The organism is Gemmobacter fulvus, from assembly GCF_018798885.1.
Classification (GTDB): domain Bacteria; phylum Pseudomonadota; class Alphaproteobacteria; order Rhodobacterales; family Rhodobacteraceae; genus Gemmobacter; species Gemmobacter fulvus.
Map to the genome: position 1 here is coordinate 3,176,588 of NZ_CP076361.1, position 18,435 is coordinate 3,195,022.

Annotated in this window: 10 protein-coding genes, 1 tRNA gene and 1 CRISPR repeat array (1 of these 12 running past the window's edge); of the genes, 1 reads left to right on the forward strand and 10 read right to left on the reverse strand. The window is 65.8% G+C overall.

What is annotated here, in order from left to right; genetic code table 11:
• Nucleotides 1-6,939: a CRISPR direct-repeat array (repeat unit 31 nt; unit sequence GTTTCGATCCACGCCCCCGGGTGGGGGCGAC) (it extends 1,251 nt beyond the left edge of the window).
• Between the two features lie 195 nt (nucleotides 6,940-7,134).
• From cas2 to KM031_RS15485, 9 genes are all read right to left on the reverse strand, one after another.
• The gene (gene cas2 / locus KM031_RS15445) at nucleotides 7,135-7,425 is read right to left on the reverse strand and encodes a CRISPR-associated endonuclease Cas2 (RefSeq protein ID WP_215504558.1); all 291 of its coding nucleotides are present in this window, start codon (nucleotides 7,423-7,425) and stop codon (nucleotides 7,135-7,137) included.
• Between the two features lies 1 nt (nucleotide 7,426).
• Nucleotides 7,427-8,461 carry a type I-C CRISPR-associated endonuclease Cas1c gene (gene cas1c, locus KM031_RS15450; protein WP_215504557.1) on the reverse strand — a complete coding sequence of 345 codons (1,035 nt, stop codon included), beginning with the start codon at nucleotides 8,459-8,461 and terminating at the stop codon, nucleotides 7,427-7,429.
• Nucleotides 8,458-9,093 (reverse strand): CRISPR-associated protein Cas4, encoded by a 636-nt coding sequence (gene cas4, locus KM031_RS15455; RefSeq protein WP_215504556.1) that lies wholly within the window; start codon nucleotides 9,091-9,093, stop codon nucleotides 8,458-8,460. The genes cas1c and cas4 overlap by 4 nt, the downstream gene beginning before the upstream one ends.
• Before the next feature lie 3 nt (nucleotides 9,094-9,096).
• Nucleotides 9,097-10,053: a type I-C CRISPR-associated protein Cas7/Csd2 gene (gene cas7c, locus KM031_RS15460; RefSeq protein WP_215504555.1), complete on the reverse strand. Its 957-nt coding sequence runs from the start codon at nucleotides 10,051-10,053 to the stop codon at nucleotides 9,097-9,099.
• Complete coding sequence (gene cas8c, locus KM031_RS15465) at nucleotides 10,050-11,780, reverse strand: type I-C CRISPR-associated protein Cas8c/Csd1 (protein WP_215504554.1); 1,731 nt, start codon at nucleotides 11,778-11,780, stop codon at nucleotides 10,050-10,052. The genes cas7c and cas8c overlap by 4 nt, the downstream gene beginning before the upstream one ends.
• On the reverse strand, nucleotides 11,777-12,475 hold the full coding sequence (gene cas5c / locus KM031_RS15470; protein ID WP_215504553.1) for a type I-C CRISPR-associated protein Cas5c: 699 nt from the start codon (nucleotides 12,473-12,475) through the stop codon (nucleotides 11,777-11,779). Before cas5c ends, cas8c begins: the two co-directional genes overlap by 4 nt.
• A gap of 381 nt (nucleotides 12,476-12,856) precedes the next feature.
• On the reverse strand, nucleotides 12,857-15,097 hold the full coding sequence (locus tag KM031_RS15475; RefSeq protein WP_215504552.1) for a CRISPR-associated endonuclease Cas3'': 2,241 nt from the start codon (nucleotides 15,095-15,097) through the stop codon (nucleotides 12,857-12,859).
• A 317-nt stretch (nucleotides 15,098-15,414) separates the two neighbouring features.
• Nucleotides 15,415-15,489, reverse strand: a tRNA-Asn gene (locus tag KM031_RS15480).
• Nucleotides 15,490-15,578: 89 nt separating this feature from the next.
• Nucleotides 15,579-16,466, reverse strand: coding sequence for an MBL fold metallo-hydrolase (locus KM031_RS15485; protein ID WP_246566923.1), 888 nt, complete (start codon nucleotides 16,464-16,466; stop codon nucleotides 15,579-15,581).
• A 49-nt stretch (nucleotides 16,467-16,515) separates the two neighbouring features.
• On the opposite strand from KM031_RS15485, the gene KM031_RS15490 reads away from it, so the two are divergent.
• Entirely contained in the window at nucleotides 16,516-17,814 is a 1,299-nt protein-coding gene (locus tag KM031_RS15490) for an ATP-binding protein (RefSeq protein ID WP_215504551.1), read from the forward strand.
• A 4-nt stretch (nucleotides 17,815-17,818) separates the two neighbouring features.
• On the opposite strand, the gene KM031_RS15495 is transcribed toward KM031_RS15490, so the two are convergent.
• A complete protein-coding gene (locus tag KM031_RS15495; protein WP_246566921.1) occupies nucleotides 17,819-18,352 on the reverse strand; it encodes a CAP domain-containing protein in 534 nt (177 codons plus the stop codon).
• Between the last annotated feature and the right edge of the window lie 83 nt (nucleotides 18,353-18,435).

The following is an 18,435-nucleotide window of genomic DNA, read 5'->3' on the forward strand; positions in this document are numbered from 1 at the left end:
TTCGATCCACGCCCCCGGGTGGGGGCGACGGCCTGCAATTGTCGTTGCCATGCGGCCCTCTTAAGTTTCGATCCACGCCCCCGGGTGGGGGCGACGTAGGCCATGTATGCCCCTGCCCCGGCCACGCCCAGTTTCGATCCACGCCCCCGGGTGGGGGCGACGGCGCGATTTACCCCAGCATCGGCTATTCGGCGGAGGTTTCGATCCACGCCCCCGGGTGGGGGCGACTTCGCAAGGACCTTGTTTTGTTCGGCCTCAGTGCGGTTTCGATCCACGCCCCCGGGTGGGGGCGACTCGACCGGATGCCCGATGAAAGCGGGCAGGTGCTGGTTTCGATCCACGCCCCCGGGTGGGGGCGACGTCACAGAGGCATCAAGCGCCGTGTGATTGGTGGCGTTTCGATCCACGCCCCCGGGTGGGGGCGACCGCATGGCCATGTTACGGTCGATTGGAGCGCCAGCGTTTCGATCCACGCCCCCTGGTGGGGGCGACGGCGTGGACATGTAGAAGTCACCGCCGAGGCGGGTGTTTCGATCCACGCCCCCGGGTGGGGGCGACCGCCACCCCGACAATGCAGAGGATATGTCATGGCAGTTTCGATCCACGCCCCCGGGTGGGGGCGACGGGGTCCCCCGTTCGAGCCGGGGCGTCGGTACCATGTTTCGATCCACGCCCCCGGGTGGGGGCGACGGCCCCGAAAATCCCGGCCATCGCTGCCCGCGCGAATGTTTCGATCCACGCCCCCGGGTGGGGGCGACCGCCCTGGGGCGGGTGCGATATGGCCAGCATCAGGTTTCGATCCACGCCCCCGGGTGGGGGCGACGCGCTGATCCTGTTCCGGCAGGTCGGCAAACAGGCCGTTTCGATCCACGCCCCCGGGTGGGGGCGACATCAGAACACAGGTGTCTTTGCGCATGGAGCGGTTGTTTCGATCCACGCCCCCGGGTGGGGGCGACCCGGGGCCGACCTTGGTGCAGCCGATGTGCGGGTTGTTTCGATCCACGCCCCCGGGTGGGGGCGACGCCAGTTGCAGGGCCAAGCCCAATTCCCGCTCCTGTTTCGATCCACGCCCCCGGGTGGGGGCGACCGGATGCGCAAAAACCTTTGCGATGCAATTGGCGCTGTTTCGATCCACGCCCCCGGGTGGGGGCGACCGGCGCTTGGCACCCCAGACAAACTCGTCCTGAAAGTTTCGATCCACGCCCCCGGGTGGGGGCGACTCGCTGCGATGGTCGGGTTCGACAAAGCAATGGGAGTTTCGATCCACGCCCCCGGGTGGGGGCGACGGTCAGGCCGCTGGTGTGGGGTAAATGGGGAGAGGCGTTTCGATCCACGCCCCCGGGTGGGGGCGACCGCGCCAAAGGCTGGCGGATGCCCGACAACACCGTGTTTCGATCCACGCCCCCGGGTGGGGGCGACTCTGCATCCGCTCGGGCCGCTTGGTCAGCACCTGGTTTCGATCCACGCCCCCGGGTGGGGGCGACGGGTTGACCGCTACATAGTCTATAAATTAAGCATGTTTCGATCCACGCCCCCGGGTGGGGGCGACGCCCCGAAAATCCCGGCCATCGCCGCCCGCGCAAGGTTTCGATCCACGCCCCCGGGTGGGGGCGACCACCCGCAGGCTCTCCGCGTCTTTCTGGTGGTCACGTTTCGATCCACGCCCCCGGGTGGGGGCGACCAGAACTCGCGCACATCGCCAAACACCTGCAGCCAGTTTCGATCCACGCCCCCGGGTGGGGGCGACATCCGGAGTGGTGGCGCTGTATCCTCCGAAAGATGTTTCGATCCACGCCCCCGGGTGGGGGCGACGATAGCTGTCCATATCGCGACGGCAGCTTTCAAAGGTTTCGATCCACGCCCCCGGGTGGGGGCGACTGTTTCGGGGCCAAGGCGGTGCGGGCATGAGCGCGTTTCGATCCACGCCCCCGGGTGGGGGCGACGGCAAAATGACCACCGGCACCAATGACGACTGGCTGTTTCGATCCACGCCCCCGGGTGGGGGCGACACCGAAGGCGATTGAGCCGCCGCACGCGGTCAACAGTTTCGATCCACGCCCCCGGGTGGGGGCGACCGCGACCATCGCGGGCAGGCGCAGGCGCAGTTCGTGTTTCGATCCACGCCCCCGGGTGGGGGCGACCGGGCAGCCTTGCCCCGTCTGCAATGATCTGGCGGTTTCGATCCACGCCCCCGGGTGGGGGCGACTGTTCAGGCGGTTAACAAGTGGACCCGCGAGACGGTTTCGATCCACGCCCCCGGGTGGGGGCGACTTCTGTGCGATCACAAAATCATTCTGTGACAACACAGTTTCGATCCACGCCCCCGGGTGGGGGCGACGAAAGCTGACCTTGGGCAATGCGACTGCGCCAGAGTTTCGATCCACGCCCCCGGGTGGGGGCGACATCAGGATATGGTCAATGGCGAGACTGTAGTTGTGTTTCGATCCACGCCCCCGGGTGGGGGCGACCGGGTCACCGGGTTGGTCGTGTCATTGGCGAGGAGGTTTCGATCCACGCCCCCGGGTGGGGGCGACCGATGGCGTTTGAGGTGGCGGCGCAGGTATGTGATGTTTCGATCCACGCCCCCGGGTGGGGGCGACCTGGGCCGCTCGATCTGCACATATTCCAGATAGGGGTTTCGATCCACGCCCCCGGGTGGGGGCGACGCGCAGAGTTGTCATCATCCTCGCGCTGGCTGTCGAGTTTCGATCCACGCCCCCGGGTGGGGGCGACGCGATTGATGCCCGCGCCCTGCACCCAGATGGCCGTTTCGATCCACGCCCCCGGGTGGGGGCGACATACTACGGCACCGGCGACGGCGCGCGCACAGACGTTTCGATCCACGCCCCCGGGTGGGGGCGACTTGCGGTCACGCGGTGCGCCGCCCTTGGCCTTGGTTTCGATCCACGCCCCCGGGTGGGGGCGACGATGGCCCCAAGCGCCCCTGCGGCAGAATAGATGTTGTTTCGATCCACGCCCCCGGGTGGGGGCGACGATGTATTTCTGTCCGCCGGACTCGAAGAAATTGGAGTTTCGATCCACGCCCCCGGGTGGGGGCGACACGGCCATGCCGCCGCCGGTGACGGTGTGCCCGACGTTTCGATCCACGCCCCCGGGTGGGGGCGACCATGCGTCAGCCAATCCAAAAGGTGGTTTTATTGGTTTCGATCCACGCCCCCGGGTGGGGGCGACGATCTGCACCAGGACGAAGAAACCGGCGTGCGAATGTTTCGATCCACGCCCCCGGGTGGGGGCGACCGCGCAGCCGGAACAGTCGGCCTTGCTCTCGGGATGTTTCGATCCACGCCCCCGGGTGGGGGCGACCAAGGTGCCATCGAAAACCGAAGACAGCCTGGATGTTTCGATCCACGCCCCCGGGTGGGGGCGACATGCGGCGGTCGAGATGCCCCGCGCCGATCAAACGTTTCGATCCACGCCCCCGGGTGGGGGCGACCTCGGCAAGGATGAGGTTGTGACAACCAACGCCTATGTTTCGATCCACGCCCCCGGGTGGGGGCGACCCCCCGGCGCATAGCAAACGGAAATCGAGAGAGGGGTTTCGATCCACGCCCCCGGGTGGGGGCGACTGTCGATGCCATCGTGATTGAGGTCAACGGCGCGGCGTTTCGATCCACGCCCCCGGGTGGGGGCGACCGCAAGATGGATACGCGCGACGTGATGCGAGGGCTGTTTCGATCCACGCCCCCGGGTGGGGGCGACGGTGTTTTCGCAGAAACTCACCCATTGCCACTGGCGTTTCGATCCACGCCCCCGGGTGGGGGCGACCATCAACGAGAGATTGGTGAGCCATCTTCTCAATGTTTCGATCCACGCCCCCGGGTGGGGGCGACCGCTGGTCAGGGTTTCGGTGCCGGTGGCGGCCGCGGTTTCGATCCACGCCCCCGGGTGGGGGCGACGACCATCTCGCTGTCGCCGTGGGCCACGATATACCAGTTTCGATCCACGCCCCCGGGTGGGGGCGACCGCTGTGGGGCACCAGATGGCAGAGTGACCTCGCCGTTTCGATCCACGCCCCCGGGTGGGGGCGACCCATCAACGAGAGATTGGTGAGCCATCTTCTCAATGTTTCGATCCACGCCCCCGGGTGGGGGCGACATCAACCTGATGATCCGCCGAAATGGGCGCACCAAGTTTCGATCCACGCCCCCGGGTGGGGGCGACGACGCAACCATCATCGTGATCGAGGGCTGATCCATGTTTCGATCCACGCCCCCGGGTGGGGGCGACACCGCCCAAGCCAATGCATGCCACCACCATAAACGTTTCGATCCACGCCCCCGGGTGGGGGCGACCCGGTTGTCGCCCATTTCCGGCGGGCTGAACCGAATGTTTCGATCCACGCCCCCGGGTGGGGGCGACGCGACTTTCAAAATAAATAGACCCCCAAGGATATGTTTCGATCCACGCCCCCGGGTGGGGGCGACTGTCCATCTCATCAACGGCATCCCCGATCATCCGCAGTTTCGATCCACGCCCCCGGGTGGGGGCGACTTCGAGACCCACGGCATATTGTCCGCGACCACAGGTTTCGATCCACGCCCCCGGGTGGGGGCGACGCGAGACACGCCGTCCCTGCCCATGCGACGGCGCGTTTCGATCCACGCCCCCGGGTGGGGGCGACTCGTACCCGCAGCATTTCCTGCCACCCGATAGAGGTTTCGATCCACGCCCCCGGGTGGGGGCGACGCAATGGATCTGTCATGCGTCCTCGCAGTGCATGTTTCGATCCACGCCCCCGGGTGGGGGCGACGATGGCGTGGGCCTTTGCCCGCAATAGCTTGCCGGGTTTCGATCCACGCCCCCGGGTGGGGGCGACTTTATGTGTTTTTAGAAGCTATATCTTCACGAATGTTTCGATCCACGCCCCCGGGTGGGGGCGACTTGAACTTGTGCAGTTCATCACCGCGCTGTGCGACCGTTTCGATCCACGCCCCCGGGTGGGGGCGACGTGGCGCGTGGGTGGTGGTGACTGAGGGCAGCGATGTTTCGATCCACGCCCCCGGGTGGGGGCGACCGTGTAGGCTTTATCGCCAAAGCTGCATTTCCATTGTTTCGATCCACGCCCCCGGGTGGGGGCGACCTGGCGATCCAGACCGCCCTGCTGGACAAGACCGTTTCGATCCACGCCCCCGGGTGGGGGCGACGCAGGCCTCATAGGCATCAACCTGATGATCCGCCGTTTCGATCCACGCCCCCGGGTGGGGGCGACCAGACGATGGGCCGCCCGTCCCTACGCGCGATCAGGTTTCGATCCACGCCCCCGGGTGGGGGCGACAGAAACCAGCGCCGCAGGCGCATTGGCGCCGAATGGTTTCGATCCACGCCCCCGGGTGGGGGCGACGCTGCCTCGCACTCATGGCGCGGGCGCGTGTCGGGGTTTCGATCCACGCCCCCGGGTGGGGGCGACGTGTGGATCAGGCAGCCATCCGGGCCGACCCCATAGGGTTTCGATCCACGCCCCCGGGTGGGGGCGACCACCGACACCACCACCTGCCAAGGGTCCGCTCTTGTTTCGATCCACGCCCCCGGGTGGGGGCGACGGTAGGCGTTGGTCATTTTGGTCGGCCAATATTGGTTTCGATCCACGCCCCCGGGTGGGGGCGACGCGACTGCGACAACGCGGACAACCCAACCGATAGTTTCGATCCACGCCCCCGGGTGGGGGCGACCACCTCGGAAGAGGCCTCGGAGGGCAGAGCAAAGGTTTCGATCCACGCCCCCGGGTGGGGGCGACGCGCAGGCGTCTTGATCGACCGCACGGCAGCAAGGTTTCGATCCACGCCCCCGGGTGGGGGCGACGCCTGATTCCGCACGGCCAGACCGGCATGGTGGGGGTTTCGATCCACGCCCCCGGGTGGGGGCGACAGCTTATCACCGATATGCGCAACACGTCTGGCGGTGTTTCGATCCACGCCCCCGGGTGGGGGCGACCACGCGCCCAAGCCTCTGCACGCGGGTTGAAGCCGTTTCGATCCACGCCCCCGGGTGGGGGCGACCATAAGCCTCCACCGCACCAGACACCTCTGCCAGGTTTCGATCCACGCCCCCGGGTGGGGGCGACGGTCCATCCGCCGACCTCGATCAGCCCGTCTTGGGTTTCGATCCACGCCCCCGGGTGGGGGCGACTACGGATCTTCGCACCGTATCCGAGCTGCACACCTGTGTTTCGATCCACGCCCCCGGGTGGGGGCGACCACCGCGCATCGTGGCGCGGGCAGCATCAGCAGAGTTTCGATCCACGCCCCCGGGTGGGGGCGACGCCGGTCTATGGCCGAGATGCGGGGCGAGTTTGGCGTTTCGATCCACGCCCCCGGGTGGGGGCGACATGATTGGTGAGATACCCCACACCGGCAAGACCTGTTTCGATCCACGCCCCCGGGTGGGGGCGACCGCGGCTGGATGCCTTCCATCTGACTGATCATCAGGTTTCGATCCACGCCCCCGGGTGGGGGCGACCCACGTTAACCAGGGGTGTGGGGGCGATGATGACTGTTTCGATCCACGCCCCCGGGTGGGGGCGACGGGGCAAGCGGGCAAACGCTTGGATGATGGCGGCGTTTCGATCCACGCCCCCGGGTGGGGGCGACGTAAGCCCGGCCCTTCCAAGGTCCAGTTGCGGATGGTTTCGATCCACGCCCCCGGGTGGGGGCGACCCCCCGCAGGCCCCGTGATTTCGCGCCGTGGCCGCGTTTCGATCCACGCCCCCGGGTGGGGGCGACGTGGGCACCTATACCGATGCTGTCTGGGATTGGGCGTTTCGATCCACGCCCCCGGGTGGGGGCGACCCGGTTGATTTCGCCATAAAGTGGGGTCATGCGAAGTTTCGATCCACGCCCCCGGGTGGGGGCGACGCCTGCGCCCGGCGTGCTGGAAAATCTGGCGCGGGCGTTTCGATCCACGCCCCCGGGTGGGGGCGACGTGGGGGGATATAGAGGATTGGGGAGCATGGGTAAATTGTGGGGATGGTGCGGATGTGCGAGAAAATGTGCTGCCACGGGCACTGTCCACCCGAGTCAGTTTACTTTTATCAACGATTTCAAAGAACTGTCCTTGCTGCGAACCTGGGCCGGAAAATGGCACGCTTGGGGTTCGCAGCGGATAGGGGGCTCTGTGTCAGATGATCAGCGGGCCGTTCAGGTCGGTGGCGGGCTTGGCTCCGACATGCTCGACCCGGCGGGTCCAGTTGGCGCCCAGATAATAGTAGCGCAGGCTGTCATGCGATGGTTTGATGATCCCTTCCAATCGCGCCTTCAGCTTGGCCCATTGGCCCGGATCCACCTCGATCTCGAAAACAGAAAACTGCACACGCTGGCCCCAATCTTCGCAGGCGCGGGCGACCTGGCGCAAGCGCTTTTTACCACCGTCCTCCAGTGTGTTCACATCATATGTGACCAGAACCAGCATCTCAGCTCCAGAACCAGGGGGGATAAGCGTCCAGATCACCGCGCAGATGGCGGGCCAGCATCTGCGCCTGAAGATAGGGCACCAGACCGAACGGGGCCTTTTCGGCCAGAAACGGATGCAGGCGTTCTTCCTTCTTGCGCTCTTGCCAAGCGGTTAGAACCAGCTTGCGGGCGTCATCGGTCAGCAGCACGGCCCCACCTTCCATCTGGCGGAAATCGCCCGCGCGCAGCTGACGGCGGTTGACCAGCGACAACGCGAGCCGGTCGGCAAGGGGAGCGCGCAACTCCTCCATCAGGTCGAGCGCAAGGCTGGGGCGGCCCGGCCGGTCGCGGTGCAGGAAGCCCACAGCCGGATCAAGCCCGACGGCCTCGCAGGCGGAACGGCAATCATGGGTCAGCAAGGTGTAAAGGAAGGACAGCAGGGCGTTGATCGCATCCAGCGGCGGGCGGCGCGAGCGCTGGGTCCAGCGCAATTCGGCATCGGGCGAGCGGATCAGATGATCAAAAACCGCGAAATACAGATTGGCCGCCTCGCCTTCGGATCCGCGCAGCGCGTCCACGCCGGTATCGGACAACTGCACCCGGCGCAGGATCATCGCCATGCGGTCCGAGGCCCTTTCCAGCGCTTCGCGGGCGGCGGCGGCCATCTCGGACCCATAGTCGCGCAAGGCCCGGCGGATCACCGCGCGCTGATTGGCGATCTTGCCCATGACGATAGAACGCACGATGTCCTCAGCAGTATCGGCAACCCGGTATTGCGCGCGGCGCAGCAGCACATTGCCCGACACCGGGCCTTCGATCCTTGCCTGAAACCGGCCTGCGCGGTCCAGCAGAGCAATGGTGATGCCGCGCTCGGCGCAAATGCCGATCAGCGCGGGCGAGAGCAGGATGGGCCCGAAAGCCACCACCGAGGCCAGCATGTGCAGGGGCACGCGGGCGCGTTCCACGCCGTCGACCTCGGCCAGCAGAGCCTCGCCCTCTTTCTTCAGGGCGGTGCCTTCCGTGGTGACGTAAACGGTGTTCAGCAGCTTTTTCATGGGTTTTCCAACGCCTTGGCCAACATGCGGTCGCGCCAGTGCCGCACCGGGCGGGCGACGATCTCGGGGCGGCACAGCTCCAACAGCGAGCAGGCGCGGCAGCGGGTCTTGTGCAGTGTGGGCGGAGGCGTCTGGCGACTGGCCAGCACCGCCGCCAGATCGGCCACGGTCGCTTCGGTCAGCGCGCGCAGCGGGGCGTCGAATGGCACCACGACCCGGCGCTTGGTCTGGGCATAGAACAACGCCCCCTCCGGCACAGGCTGGCCGGTCATTTCCTCCAGACACAGCGCCTGCGCGCAAAGCTGCACCTCATCGGCGCGGTGCAGCTTGGGCTTGCCGCGCTTGTATTCCACGGGGAACGGGACAAGGCCCTGAAACTCCACCAGATCCGCCACCCCGGTCAGATTCAACCGCGCCGAGGCCAGTGGCAAGGACAGCACGCGCCGCAGCCCGCGCGCACGGCGGCTGCCGCCCTTGTCGGCCACGGCATGCAGCACGTCCCCTTCGGCGGTAAAGCGGTTCTCGGCCCAAAGCCGCTCCAGATGGATCAGCGCTGCCTGCCGCAGGCAGTAAACCGCATGCTGCACCGCCGAGAGGGGGATGGGGTCCATCTCGGCGGGCAGGTCGGTCATGGGTCAGACCAGTTCGAGGATGTCGATGCCCTCTGGCAGGCCCTCGTGGTCGATGGTGATGGTGTAATCGCTGAACCGGCGGGTGGGGGCAAGATTGCCCAGGCCGCGATCATCCAGCGCGCGGAACTCGCCATCGACATTGCGACCGATCTTGACCCGGTCGAACAGCGTATGCGCGGGCGCATTGCCCAGCGCGTTGGCATGTCGGAAGGCGATCAGCTTGCGGGTCGTCATCTCGCCCCGTGCAGCCGAACGGTCATGTTCGAACATATTGGTCAGCGCCTCGAACAACAGGTCGAGATCCGCCTCGGAAAATCCGGTGCGTTCGGCAAACTTGGCCGAGATGAAGCCATGCGCGACGTACAGCCCGTAAGGGACGATATGCTTGCGCCCCATGGTGCGGTTGTCGGTGCGGGTATCGCTTTCCTCGGCCCCTTCGGCGCGTTTCTTCTGTTCGGCCTCATTGGTGGCGGCCATGCGGGTGATCGAGATTTCCACCGGCAGAACCGGCTCCACCGAATTGGCGAAGGTCATCTGCACCGGGCCTTTGACCTGCCCGCAATTGATGCCGGTCGACATGACCGCGCCGAAGGTGCGCACATCGAAGAAGTTCTGGCACATGAAATCGCGCAGTGCCGTCGCTTCGGCGTCATCCTTCGGGTTCAGCTTGGCATCCTTTTTTGCCTTCGCATCGTCGGGGCGCAGGGCAATATAGGCTTGCCGGTGTTTTTCGTTCAGGATCGAGCCTTCCTGAACATAGATGTGATGTCCGGCCTCGCCGGTTCGGGCCAGATCGACATAGTTGCGGATCTTGCGCTTGAGGCTGACATCGGTGACGAGGCCGTGGTTGGTTTCAGGATCAAGCCGCGGCAGGTTACCTGCATCCGGGTCGCCATTGGGGTTGCCATTGGTCACATCGAAAATCAGCACAAAATCATGGCGGCGGGAAAGCGTGGTCATTCGGTCACCTCGGGGGTCTTGTCATCGTGCTTGCGGAAAAAGTCGCTGCGCTGGTGGTAATAGCCCAGCCCGAACAGCGCCTGTTCGGCAGCGGTCAGCGAGGCGGGATAGGGGTCATTGCCCGGCTCCATCAGATCGGTGATCGCGGTCAGCAGCTTTTCCAGATTCACCGCCCGGCCGGGCGATTGCTTGCGCAGTTTGGAAAAGTGGTTCTGCGCCCCCGCATCCAGCGTGCGATAGACCTTCTGTGGCGTGGCCGAGGCCGCGCCATAGAACTTGTCCTTGATGGTGGCGTTCACATTGCCGCCCAAAGCGGCGCGCTGCACCTCTTCATAGACGGCGAACAGCCGTCCGAGCATATAGCCCTTGTTGGTATTGGCGGGATCGAGCGCCACGGGGGCCTCCTTGGATTTGAAATTACGGATGAGAATGGATTTCAGGATCGCCGCCCGCAGCGGGCTCACCTCGCCATCGGCGCGGAGACGCATCAGCGTGGTCGAGAGCAGCGTGAGCGGGTAGGGCGCGCCGGTCAGGATTGCGCGCATCCATTCGCCCGCGATCAGCGGCGGCACATTCTCGCGTTTGCCCTGTACGGCCAGTTCGATCAGATAACGCCACAGCGGCGGCCAGCCGTCACGGGGTGGCGGCTGAACCTCTGTATCCTGCAGGTAGCGCTGATAATGCGCGGTCAGCGTGCCGAAATCGCTGGTCCAGTAGAAGCGCACCGACAGGCGCGCAGCATTGGGGGCAAGGCCGAGAACGTGGAACCGCACCCCTTGCGCCAGATTGGGGGCCACCTCGGTCAGACGGGTTCCGCTGCGGATCGCATCCAGCTTGTCCTTGATCTTTGCCGCCGCAAGCTTTTCGTCACCGGCGGGATCAAAGAAGGCGCTGAACAGGTTTTCCGCCTCCTCGGCTGCATCGTCTGGCGCATCCGCCCAGAACACGGTCGAGGCATCGCCGATCTGGATCCGGTGCCCGCTGTCCTTTTCCAGAAAGCGGTTCAGCGCGGTGGTATAGGCAAAGGCGGCGGCCTCGGACACCGGGGCGTTGTCGCCCTGATCGTGGCCATAGGAGGTAAAGGCGTCGAGGTTGAACGAAATCAGGCTGGCCCCCGAGGATTGCGCCCCCCAGACCCCCTTGATCGAGGGGTGCAACCGGGCCACCGGGCCGGGGGTACAGGTCACAAGGCAGATCTGCGGATCCGAGGCACCTTCCGCCCCGATCTCGCGCCAGAGCGTCCGGGCGGCGGGGCGATCGTGCAGAAAGGTGAACTCGCCCGACAGGCGGAACACCAGATTCTGATCGCGCGCCTCGTCTTGCCACTGCGGCGCGGCAAAGCTGGCGGGATCCCAGCTTTCCAGAAACCGGCACAAGGCCAGCAGGCCCGGGTCGGTGGTGTCGGCCAGCCAGTCCAGATGCTTTTCCCGGAACTTTGCATGTTCCTCGGCGGTGCGTTTGCCTTCACCAGCCGTCACGCCCAGCACATAGGCCGATTTGTCCCACAGGAAGTTCGGCGCAATGCCTGCGGTGCGTTTGACCGCCTGTGGCACCAACAGCATCCTCGGGCTGCGCTTCTTGTCATCGCCGCGCAGGTCGATCACCTCAGCCACGCGGCCATCCGTTTCCAGCACCACGCAGAAGCCGATCTTCTCGGTGGAAAACCCATAGGGCGGGGCGTCGGGCAGGCGGTCATAGGCGCGGGTGAGGGCGGCGAGCAGGCTCATCGCTTCACCTCCGGGCTGCCGGGGGCGGGCACCTCCATCACACCATCGCGCAAACCGGCGCGGAACAGCAGCGAGGGGCGGCCGGGTGCGGCGTGGTCTATATCCCACAGCATATAGCCCAGATCGCGCGGCGTGCCGAAGCCGAGATCAGCGGTTTCGGCCGCAGGGTTGCGGGCGGGCAGGGCGGCACCGGGTTCGATCAATTCAAAATGCGCGGCAAATTCGCGGGTGCCAAGGCAGGGCTGGTGAAAACATTGGCCGCGCGCCGCGCGCCGGTTGAAGATGTCCAGATGTTTGCCTTCACTGTCGCTGACATCGGCCCGGGCGGTGAGCGTGAAATGCGCCTCGATCACATAGCGCGGGGCCACCAGAACCGTCGAGGCGCGCTGCTGGCGATCCTCATCGACCAGAAGCTGCACGCCCTCCAGATCCCCCCGGTTCATCGCGCGTTTGATGGTGCCTGCGGGCGCCTTGTGCCCCACCTCATTGCGGCGGATGGATTGGAAGCGGATCGGCTCCAGCACATGGATACGGTCGATTTCCCAGCGGATTGCGGGCTTCCAATGCACCGCCTCCAGCACGCCCCGCGCGGCAGAGGGGGTCATTACATCATAGCTGACGCGTTCGACCTTGAGTTCGGGGCGGGTGAACAGGGCGTGTTGGCCCCAAACATGCAAGCGAATACCGTAAGCCATGATCTTTCCTCAAATTCCGTCCAGACTATCGCTTCGCGCGCATCTGGCAAGGGCGATCTTGCCGCAGGTTGCGCGCCCGCAAGGCGGGCGCGCAGTGCTTCTTTCACTGCACACAGATCATACGTTTCGATCCGCGCCCGTTAGGGCGACCTAGCCAGAAGTGCTTGCCCTCACGGAAAGAACTTCAGCGCAATGCGCAAAGCAAGCGCAAGGCATTCCAAAAGCATCTCTATGGTGGAGCTGGGTTTGGGCGGCTTCAAATTCATTGTCTGCGCTCCCGCGGGGTTGCTATGGAGCTAACTTAGAGTGTGCTTGGTGGATTTTAAAGTTCGTATGATCTGTATGTGAAATATGATCTGTATGTGAAAATTTCCAGCTTGATTAGATCATGGTCTGATCTGCCGCAAGATATTCCGCGTTCTCCCATCTCAGCCCGGTATCCTGATGATAGAGCGTATGCGTCGCCAATACGCAGAACTGGTCGCCGCGCAGATGCGGGGCTTCAAAACGGGCATGGCCGTTCTGCACCAGAAGGCTGCGTGCCTTTTCAGGCACTTGCACGGTGAAGGGCTGCAATTGACGTGCGATCAGGCCGGAAGGGATGTCGGCTACGCCCAGACGGGCGACCGCCGCTTCGGCCTCGGGTTCAATGGCGATGATCACCGGCACCATCAGGCTTTCAATCATGCGATAGGCCTCGGCGGTGCTGCGATAGGGGAAATTGGTGTGCCCCGCCCCGATATCCTTGCCAAAGACGAAGGCGTCGACCATTGGTTGCCCCATCCGCTCGGGCCCCCGGGTCCAGTAGACCTGTTCGAACCAGTCGCGGATGGCCTCGGGCGACAGCAGATCGTCGAACCGTGCGGCGGTGCTGCGCATGGCGGCGATGAGCGGTTGCAGGCTGCGCGGCACGGGCTGGCCGGGCGCCTCGAACACGGTCAAGGTGCTGTCCTCCAGCGGGCGTTTGCCCTCCCTGTTGACCCTGCCCGCCGTTTGCACGATGCTGTCCAACCCGGTTTCTGCCCGCCAACCCTTTGGAAAATCGACATCAACCCCGGCTTCGATCAGGCTGGTGGCGATCAGTCTGCACGGGGTTCCGGCCTTCAGCCCCGCCCGGATATCGGCCAGAATGCGGCGGCGATGGCTGGGGTATTGCCGTGTGGTCAGGTGCACCGCGCCCGCCAGCCCCTCGGCCTGCACCGCCTGAAACAGCTCCAGCGCATGTCTGCGGCTGTTCACGATCACCATGCCCTGCGGCGTGTCACGCAGCGCCGCGATCAGCGCGGCATCCTCCATTGCGCCGCCCTTCACGATCCGGGCGCGGCGCAGGCGGCTGGCCAGCCCCACCGGATCCGGGGCCAGCTCGCGCCCCTCCAGCGGCAGACCGCCCTGTTTCAGCTGGCGGCTGTCAAAGGCCGGTTGCGTCGCGGTACACAGCACCACGCTACAGCCATAGCGGGCCGCCAGAATGTCGATCATCCGCAGGGTCGGCAGCAGCAGGTCGCGCGGCAGGCTTTGCGCCTCGTCCAGCACGATCACCGATCCGGCGATGTTGTGCAGCTTGCGGCAGCGCGAGGGGCGGGCGGCGAACAGGCTTTCAAACAACTGCACATTGGTGGTGACGACCAGCGGCGCGGCCCAATCCTCCATCGCAAGGCGGGCCTTGTCGCGGCCCTGCTGGCCCGGGTGTTCGCTGTCGATGGCCGAGTGATGCTCCAGCACGATGTCGCCGCACAACTCGCGGAAGGTCGCCGCAGTCTGGTCGATGATCGAGGTATAGGGGATCGCATAGATGATGCGCCGATGGCCGTGGAGCGCCGCGTGATCCAGGGCAAAGCCGAGGCTGGCCAGCGTCTTGCCGCCGCCGGTGGGCACGGTCAGGGTGAACAGGCCGGGGGGCAGGGCTGCCTTGCTGCGGATCTGGGCCAGCACCTCCGCCCGCAGGCGGTTCAGGTCGGTTTCGGCCGGAAAACGCGCCATATGCGCATCGAAATCGGCGCGCAACCGGGGCAGCAGATCGGGCAGGGCAGGCCAGTCGCGGTCTTTCTGGCGGGCCTCCAGCCGGTCATAATAGGCCTCGGTGTCGCGGAAATCGGCATCGACAAGGCAGGAAAAGATCATCCGCCCGGCGACCGACAGATCAAAGGCGGCAGTCTCCTTACCGCGCAGCTTTGCCATGATCTCGGGCAGTAGCGGCGCGAAATCAACCGGCGTTGCGGCGGTGATCGCAGGCGGGATCGGGTCTTTGAACAGATCGAGCCTGCGCTCCATACTGCTGTCAGACCCCATGACATCGGGCAGACCCGCGTGATGGCCCAGAATGGCATAGGCCAGAAGTTCGGCTGCCACACGCTCGGCCCCCTTGGCACGGCCCAGCACCAGCGCCGCCCCGGCGGTGGAATGGTCAACCCGGTCGGGGGCGCCCAGCAGCCGACGTTGGAAGGCCGGATCATGCTTGCCAAAATCATGCAGGGCGGCTGCCAGACGGGCCGCCTGGCTGAGCCCAAAGACCGCGGCACGCGGGGCGGCCAGAGCTGCGGCACCAGCCTGATGCGCCGCAAGCGTCTGCCAGTCTGCCAGATGGCCGGGCGTGCCGGAATGTGCGTAGATCTCTTGGCTCATCGGTCTCGCCTGTGGTGATGCCGGATGGCCAGCAGTGTTCCCGACTGACGCGGGCATCGCAATTCCGAAATCGGACGGATTTGAAATATGCGGATCGGTGGCGGCTGTGGGGTTGCCCCTTTGGGTCGCAGGATCGTTGTTAAAAGACTGGGCATTCGCCACCAAACGGCGCAGCGCGAGGTCTCATCGCGACGCGGTTCGACAAGCTGTTGCGGCGATAAGCCAGACCTGTTCCTGTAGCCTTCCCCAGAGACATAACGAGAAAAGCCCCCTTGCGGGGGCTTGCTCGTAAATCTCTGTATTGTCAGGGATTTTTTTGGCTCCGGCGGTAGGGATCGAACCTACGACCAATTGATTAACAGTCAACTGCTCTACCGCTGAGCTACGCCGGAACACGAGGGGTGTATAGCGAGGGGTTTTGGGGGGGGCAAGAGGTTTGGCGTGGAAAAAATGCAGGTTGGTGAAGTTTTTTCGTGCCGCCTCAGATCCGGCTGAATTCGGCGTCGGGGTGCAGGGCTGGTGTGGCTCTGATCTGATTTCTGTCAGCCAGATCAATCAGATGTGCCAGAAGGTTGCGGCGGGCGGCGGGGATCAGGGGGGCGGGGGTGTCGTGATAGACGCGGGCGGTCAGGGTCTCGAGCGTGGCCGGGCCGGGCGATAGGGCGGCAAGGATCGCGGCCTCGCGCATCCGGCGGTGCGCGATGAGGGCGGTGATCCGCTGGCCGGGATCCTCGATCGGGGCGCCATGGGCGGGGTAGGCGCGGCGCCAGCCTTGTCCGGCCAGGCGCGTCAGGGTTGCCAGATAATCGGTCATGTCGCCTTCTGGGGGCGAAACGAGCGAAGGCGCCCAACCCATCACATGATCGCCGGAAAACAGCCGGTCCTGCCAGCCGAAGCACAGATGGTTGCCCATATGGCCTGGGGTGTGCAGCGCGGTGAGGCTCCAGTCGCCGCCCTGCACCTCGGCGCCATCGGCAAGGCAGCGGTCGGGCACAAAGCCGTGGTCGACGCCTTCGCCCCCGACAAGCCCGCTCAGCCCTGCCATCCGCGGCGAGCGCCCGGCATCCGCCGCGCCAAAGGCCAGCACCTCGGCCCCGGTCACGTCGGCCAGCGGGCGGGCAAGCGGCGCATGATCCAGATGCGCATGGGTGACGAAGATATGGGTGATCCGCTCGCCGGGCGCGAGCGCCGCCTGAATGGACGCCAGATGCGCGGGCAGGGCGGGGCCAGGGTCGATCACCGCCACCGTACCCTGACCGATCAGGAAGGTATTGGTGCCCCAATGGGTCATCGGTGACGGGTTGGGGGCCAGCACCAGCCGCAACCCGGGTTCAAGCGTCACCGGCACACCGGCCTGCCATGGCTGCATCCTCTGTCTCCTCTTTCGCCCGCAGCGCAGCGGGGCTAGGCTGGGCGCCATGTCCATGCGCCTCAAATCCGTCTTGCCCCGCAGCCTCTATGGCCGTGCCCTGCTTATTCTGGTCGTGCCTATCGTCACGATCCAGCTTGTCGTGTCCATAGCCTTCATCCAGCGGCATTTCGAACGGGTGACGCAGCAGATGACCGGCGGCATTTCGGTGGAACTGCGGCTGGTGCTGGACCGGCTGGCACAGGGCGACGAGGCGGCGGCGCAGGCTCTGGCCGGGGGGCTGGGATTCGGGCTGGCCGACGGCACGCCGCCGCTGCATGACGTGCGGCGCGCGCCCTGGGATCTGTCGGGGCGGGTGGTCGCCGACACGCTGCGGCAGGAGGTGCCCGGATTTCTGGGGGCGGATCTTCTGGTCGAGGAAGGCCGTGTGGTGGCGGATTTTCAGCTGGGGCCACGGGTGATCCGCACCAGCATTGACCGGCGGCGCATGTCGGCCACCAACCCTCATCAGCTTCTGGTGCTGATGATTGCGACCTCGGTGTTGATGACGCTGATTTCCTATCTGTTCCTGCGCAACCAGATTGCGCCGATCAAGCGGCTGGCGCAGGCCGCCGAGGCCTTTGGCAAGGGGCAGCACATTCCCTACAAGCTGCGCGGGGCCACAGAGGTGCGGGCGGCAGGGGCGGCGTTTCTGGACATGCGGGCGCGGATCGAACGGGCCATCGAAAGCCGGACCCTGATGTTGTCGGGGGTCAGCCATGATCTGCGCACGCCGCTGACGCGGCTGAAGTTGGGGCTGGCGATGCTGCCCGAGGATGAGGAGACCGCCGCTCTGCTGGCTGATGTCGCTGATATGGAGCGGCTGGTGAATGAATTCCTGGCCTTCGCGCGCGGCGACGCCACCGAGGATGGCGAGTTGGTCGATCTGGCGGCGCTGCTGCGCCGCGCCGTCGACAATGCCGAGCGTGCGGGGCACAGCGTGGAATTGCGCGGCGAGACGGCGCTGTCGATGCGGCTGCGCCCGGCGGCGGTGACGCGGGCGGTGGAAAATCTGCTGGGCAATGCCTGGCGCTTTGGCACACAGGCCCGCATCACGCTGTCCTCCACCGAACGCACGGCGCGCATTGTGGTAGAGGATGACGGGCCGGGCATTCCGATGGAACGGCGCGACGAAGCGGTTCTGCCCTTTGCCCGGCTGGATGGTGCGCGCGATCCGAACCGGGGCGGCGGCGTCGGGCTTGGCCTGTCGATTACCGCCGATATTGCCCGCAGCCATGGCGGTGTGCTGCGGCTGGGCGAAAGCGAGGATCTGGGCGGTCTGAAGGCCGAGCTGGTGCTGATGCGCTGAGGCCTTACAGCGGGGTGGCCAGCACCAGCACCCAGGCCTGCGCCCGCGCCTTGCCGATGCCCAGACCGATCTGGCGCAGGCCGGGGTTGAGGATATTGGCGCGGTGCGGCGGCGAGGCCATCCAGCCGCGCACCACCTGCGCCGGGTCATTGTTATACCCCAGCGCATTGTTTTCAGCGACGGTGGCAAAGGCATAGCCCACCCGTTTCAGCCGCGTGCCCAGATCGGCGCCATCGGGGCTGACATGGCTCAGGCTGCGGGTCCGGGCATTGTCGCAGGCATGGGCCTGCGCGGCGGCGGCGAGTTTCGGCGCGGCGCGGAAGGGTTTCAGACCGGCAGCGGCGCGTTCGGCATTCAGCAGATCCAGCACCGTGGCCGCCATGGCCTTGCGGCCGGGCGGGGCGCATTTGGCTTGCACCGGCATTGCGGCACCGGGCAGGGCAAGCGGCGGCAGCGTGGGCTGGGGCGGCTGGCTTTGGGCCATGGTGGCCAAGGCAAGGGTCAACAGCGCGAGCAGCAGAGGCAGAGAATAGCGCATGGCATTCCTTTCCGGCCTGTCATCGCGGATCCATGTCGCAGATCCGGCACGCGGGCCATGACTGTGAGGGCGGCAGAACATCA

Bases quoted from the DNA above. Each gene is read 5' to 3' on its own strand.
- cas5c (WP_215504553.1), bottom strand. From the start codon at position 12,475: ATGGCTTACGGTATTCGCTTGCATGTTTGGGGCCAACACGCCCTGTTC.
- cas8c (WP_215504554.1), bottom strand. From the start codon at position 11,780: ATGAGCCTGCTCGCCGCCCTCACCCGCGCCTATGACCGCCTGCCCGAC.
- cas4 (WP_215504556.1), bottom strand. From the start codon at position 9,093: ATGACCGACCTGCCCGCCGAGATGGACCCCATCCCCCTCTCGGCGGTG.
- KM031_RS15495 (WP_246566921.1), bottom strand. From the start codon at position 18,352: ATGCGCTATTCTCTGCCTCTGCTGCTCGCGCTGTTGACCCTTGCCTTG.
- cas2 (WP_215504558.1), bottom strand. From the start codon at position 7,425: ATGCTGGTTCTGGTCACATATGATGTGAACACACTGGAGGACGGTGGT.
- cas1c (WP_215504557.1), bottom strand. From the start codon at position 8,461: ATGAAAAAGCTGCTGAACACCGTTTACGTCACCACGGAAGGCACCGCC.
- KM031_RS15475 (WP_215504552.1), bottom strand. From the start codon at position 15,097: ATGAGCCAAGAGATCTACGCACATTCCGGCACGCCCGGCCATCTGGCA.
- KM031_RS15490 (WP_215504551.1), top strand. From the start codon at position 16,516: ATGTCCATGCGCCTCAAATCCGTCTTGCCCCGCAGCCTCTATGGCCGT.
- KM031_RS15485 (WP_246566923.1), bottom strand. From the start codon at position 16,466: ATGCAGCCATGGCAGGCCGGTGTGCCGGTGACGCTTGAACCCGGGTTG.
- cas7c (WP_215504555.1), bottom strand. From the start codon at position 10,053: ATGACCACGCTTTCCCGCCGCCATGATTTTGTGCTGATTTTCGATGTG.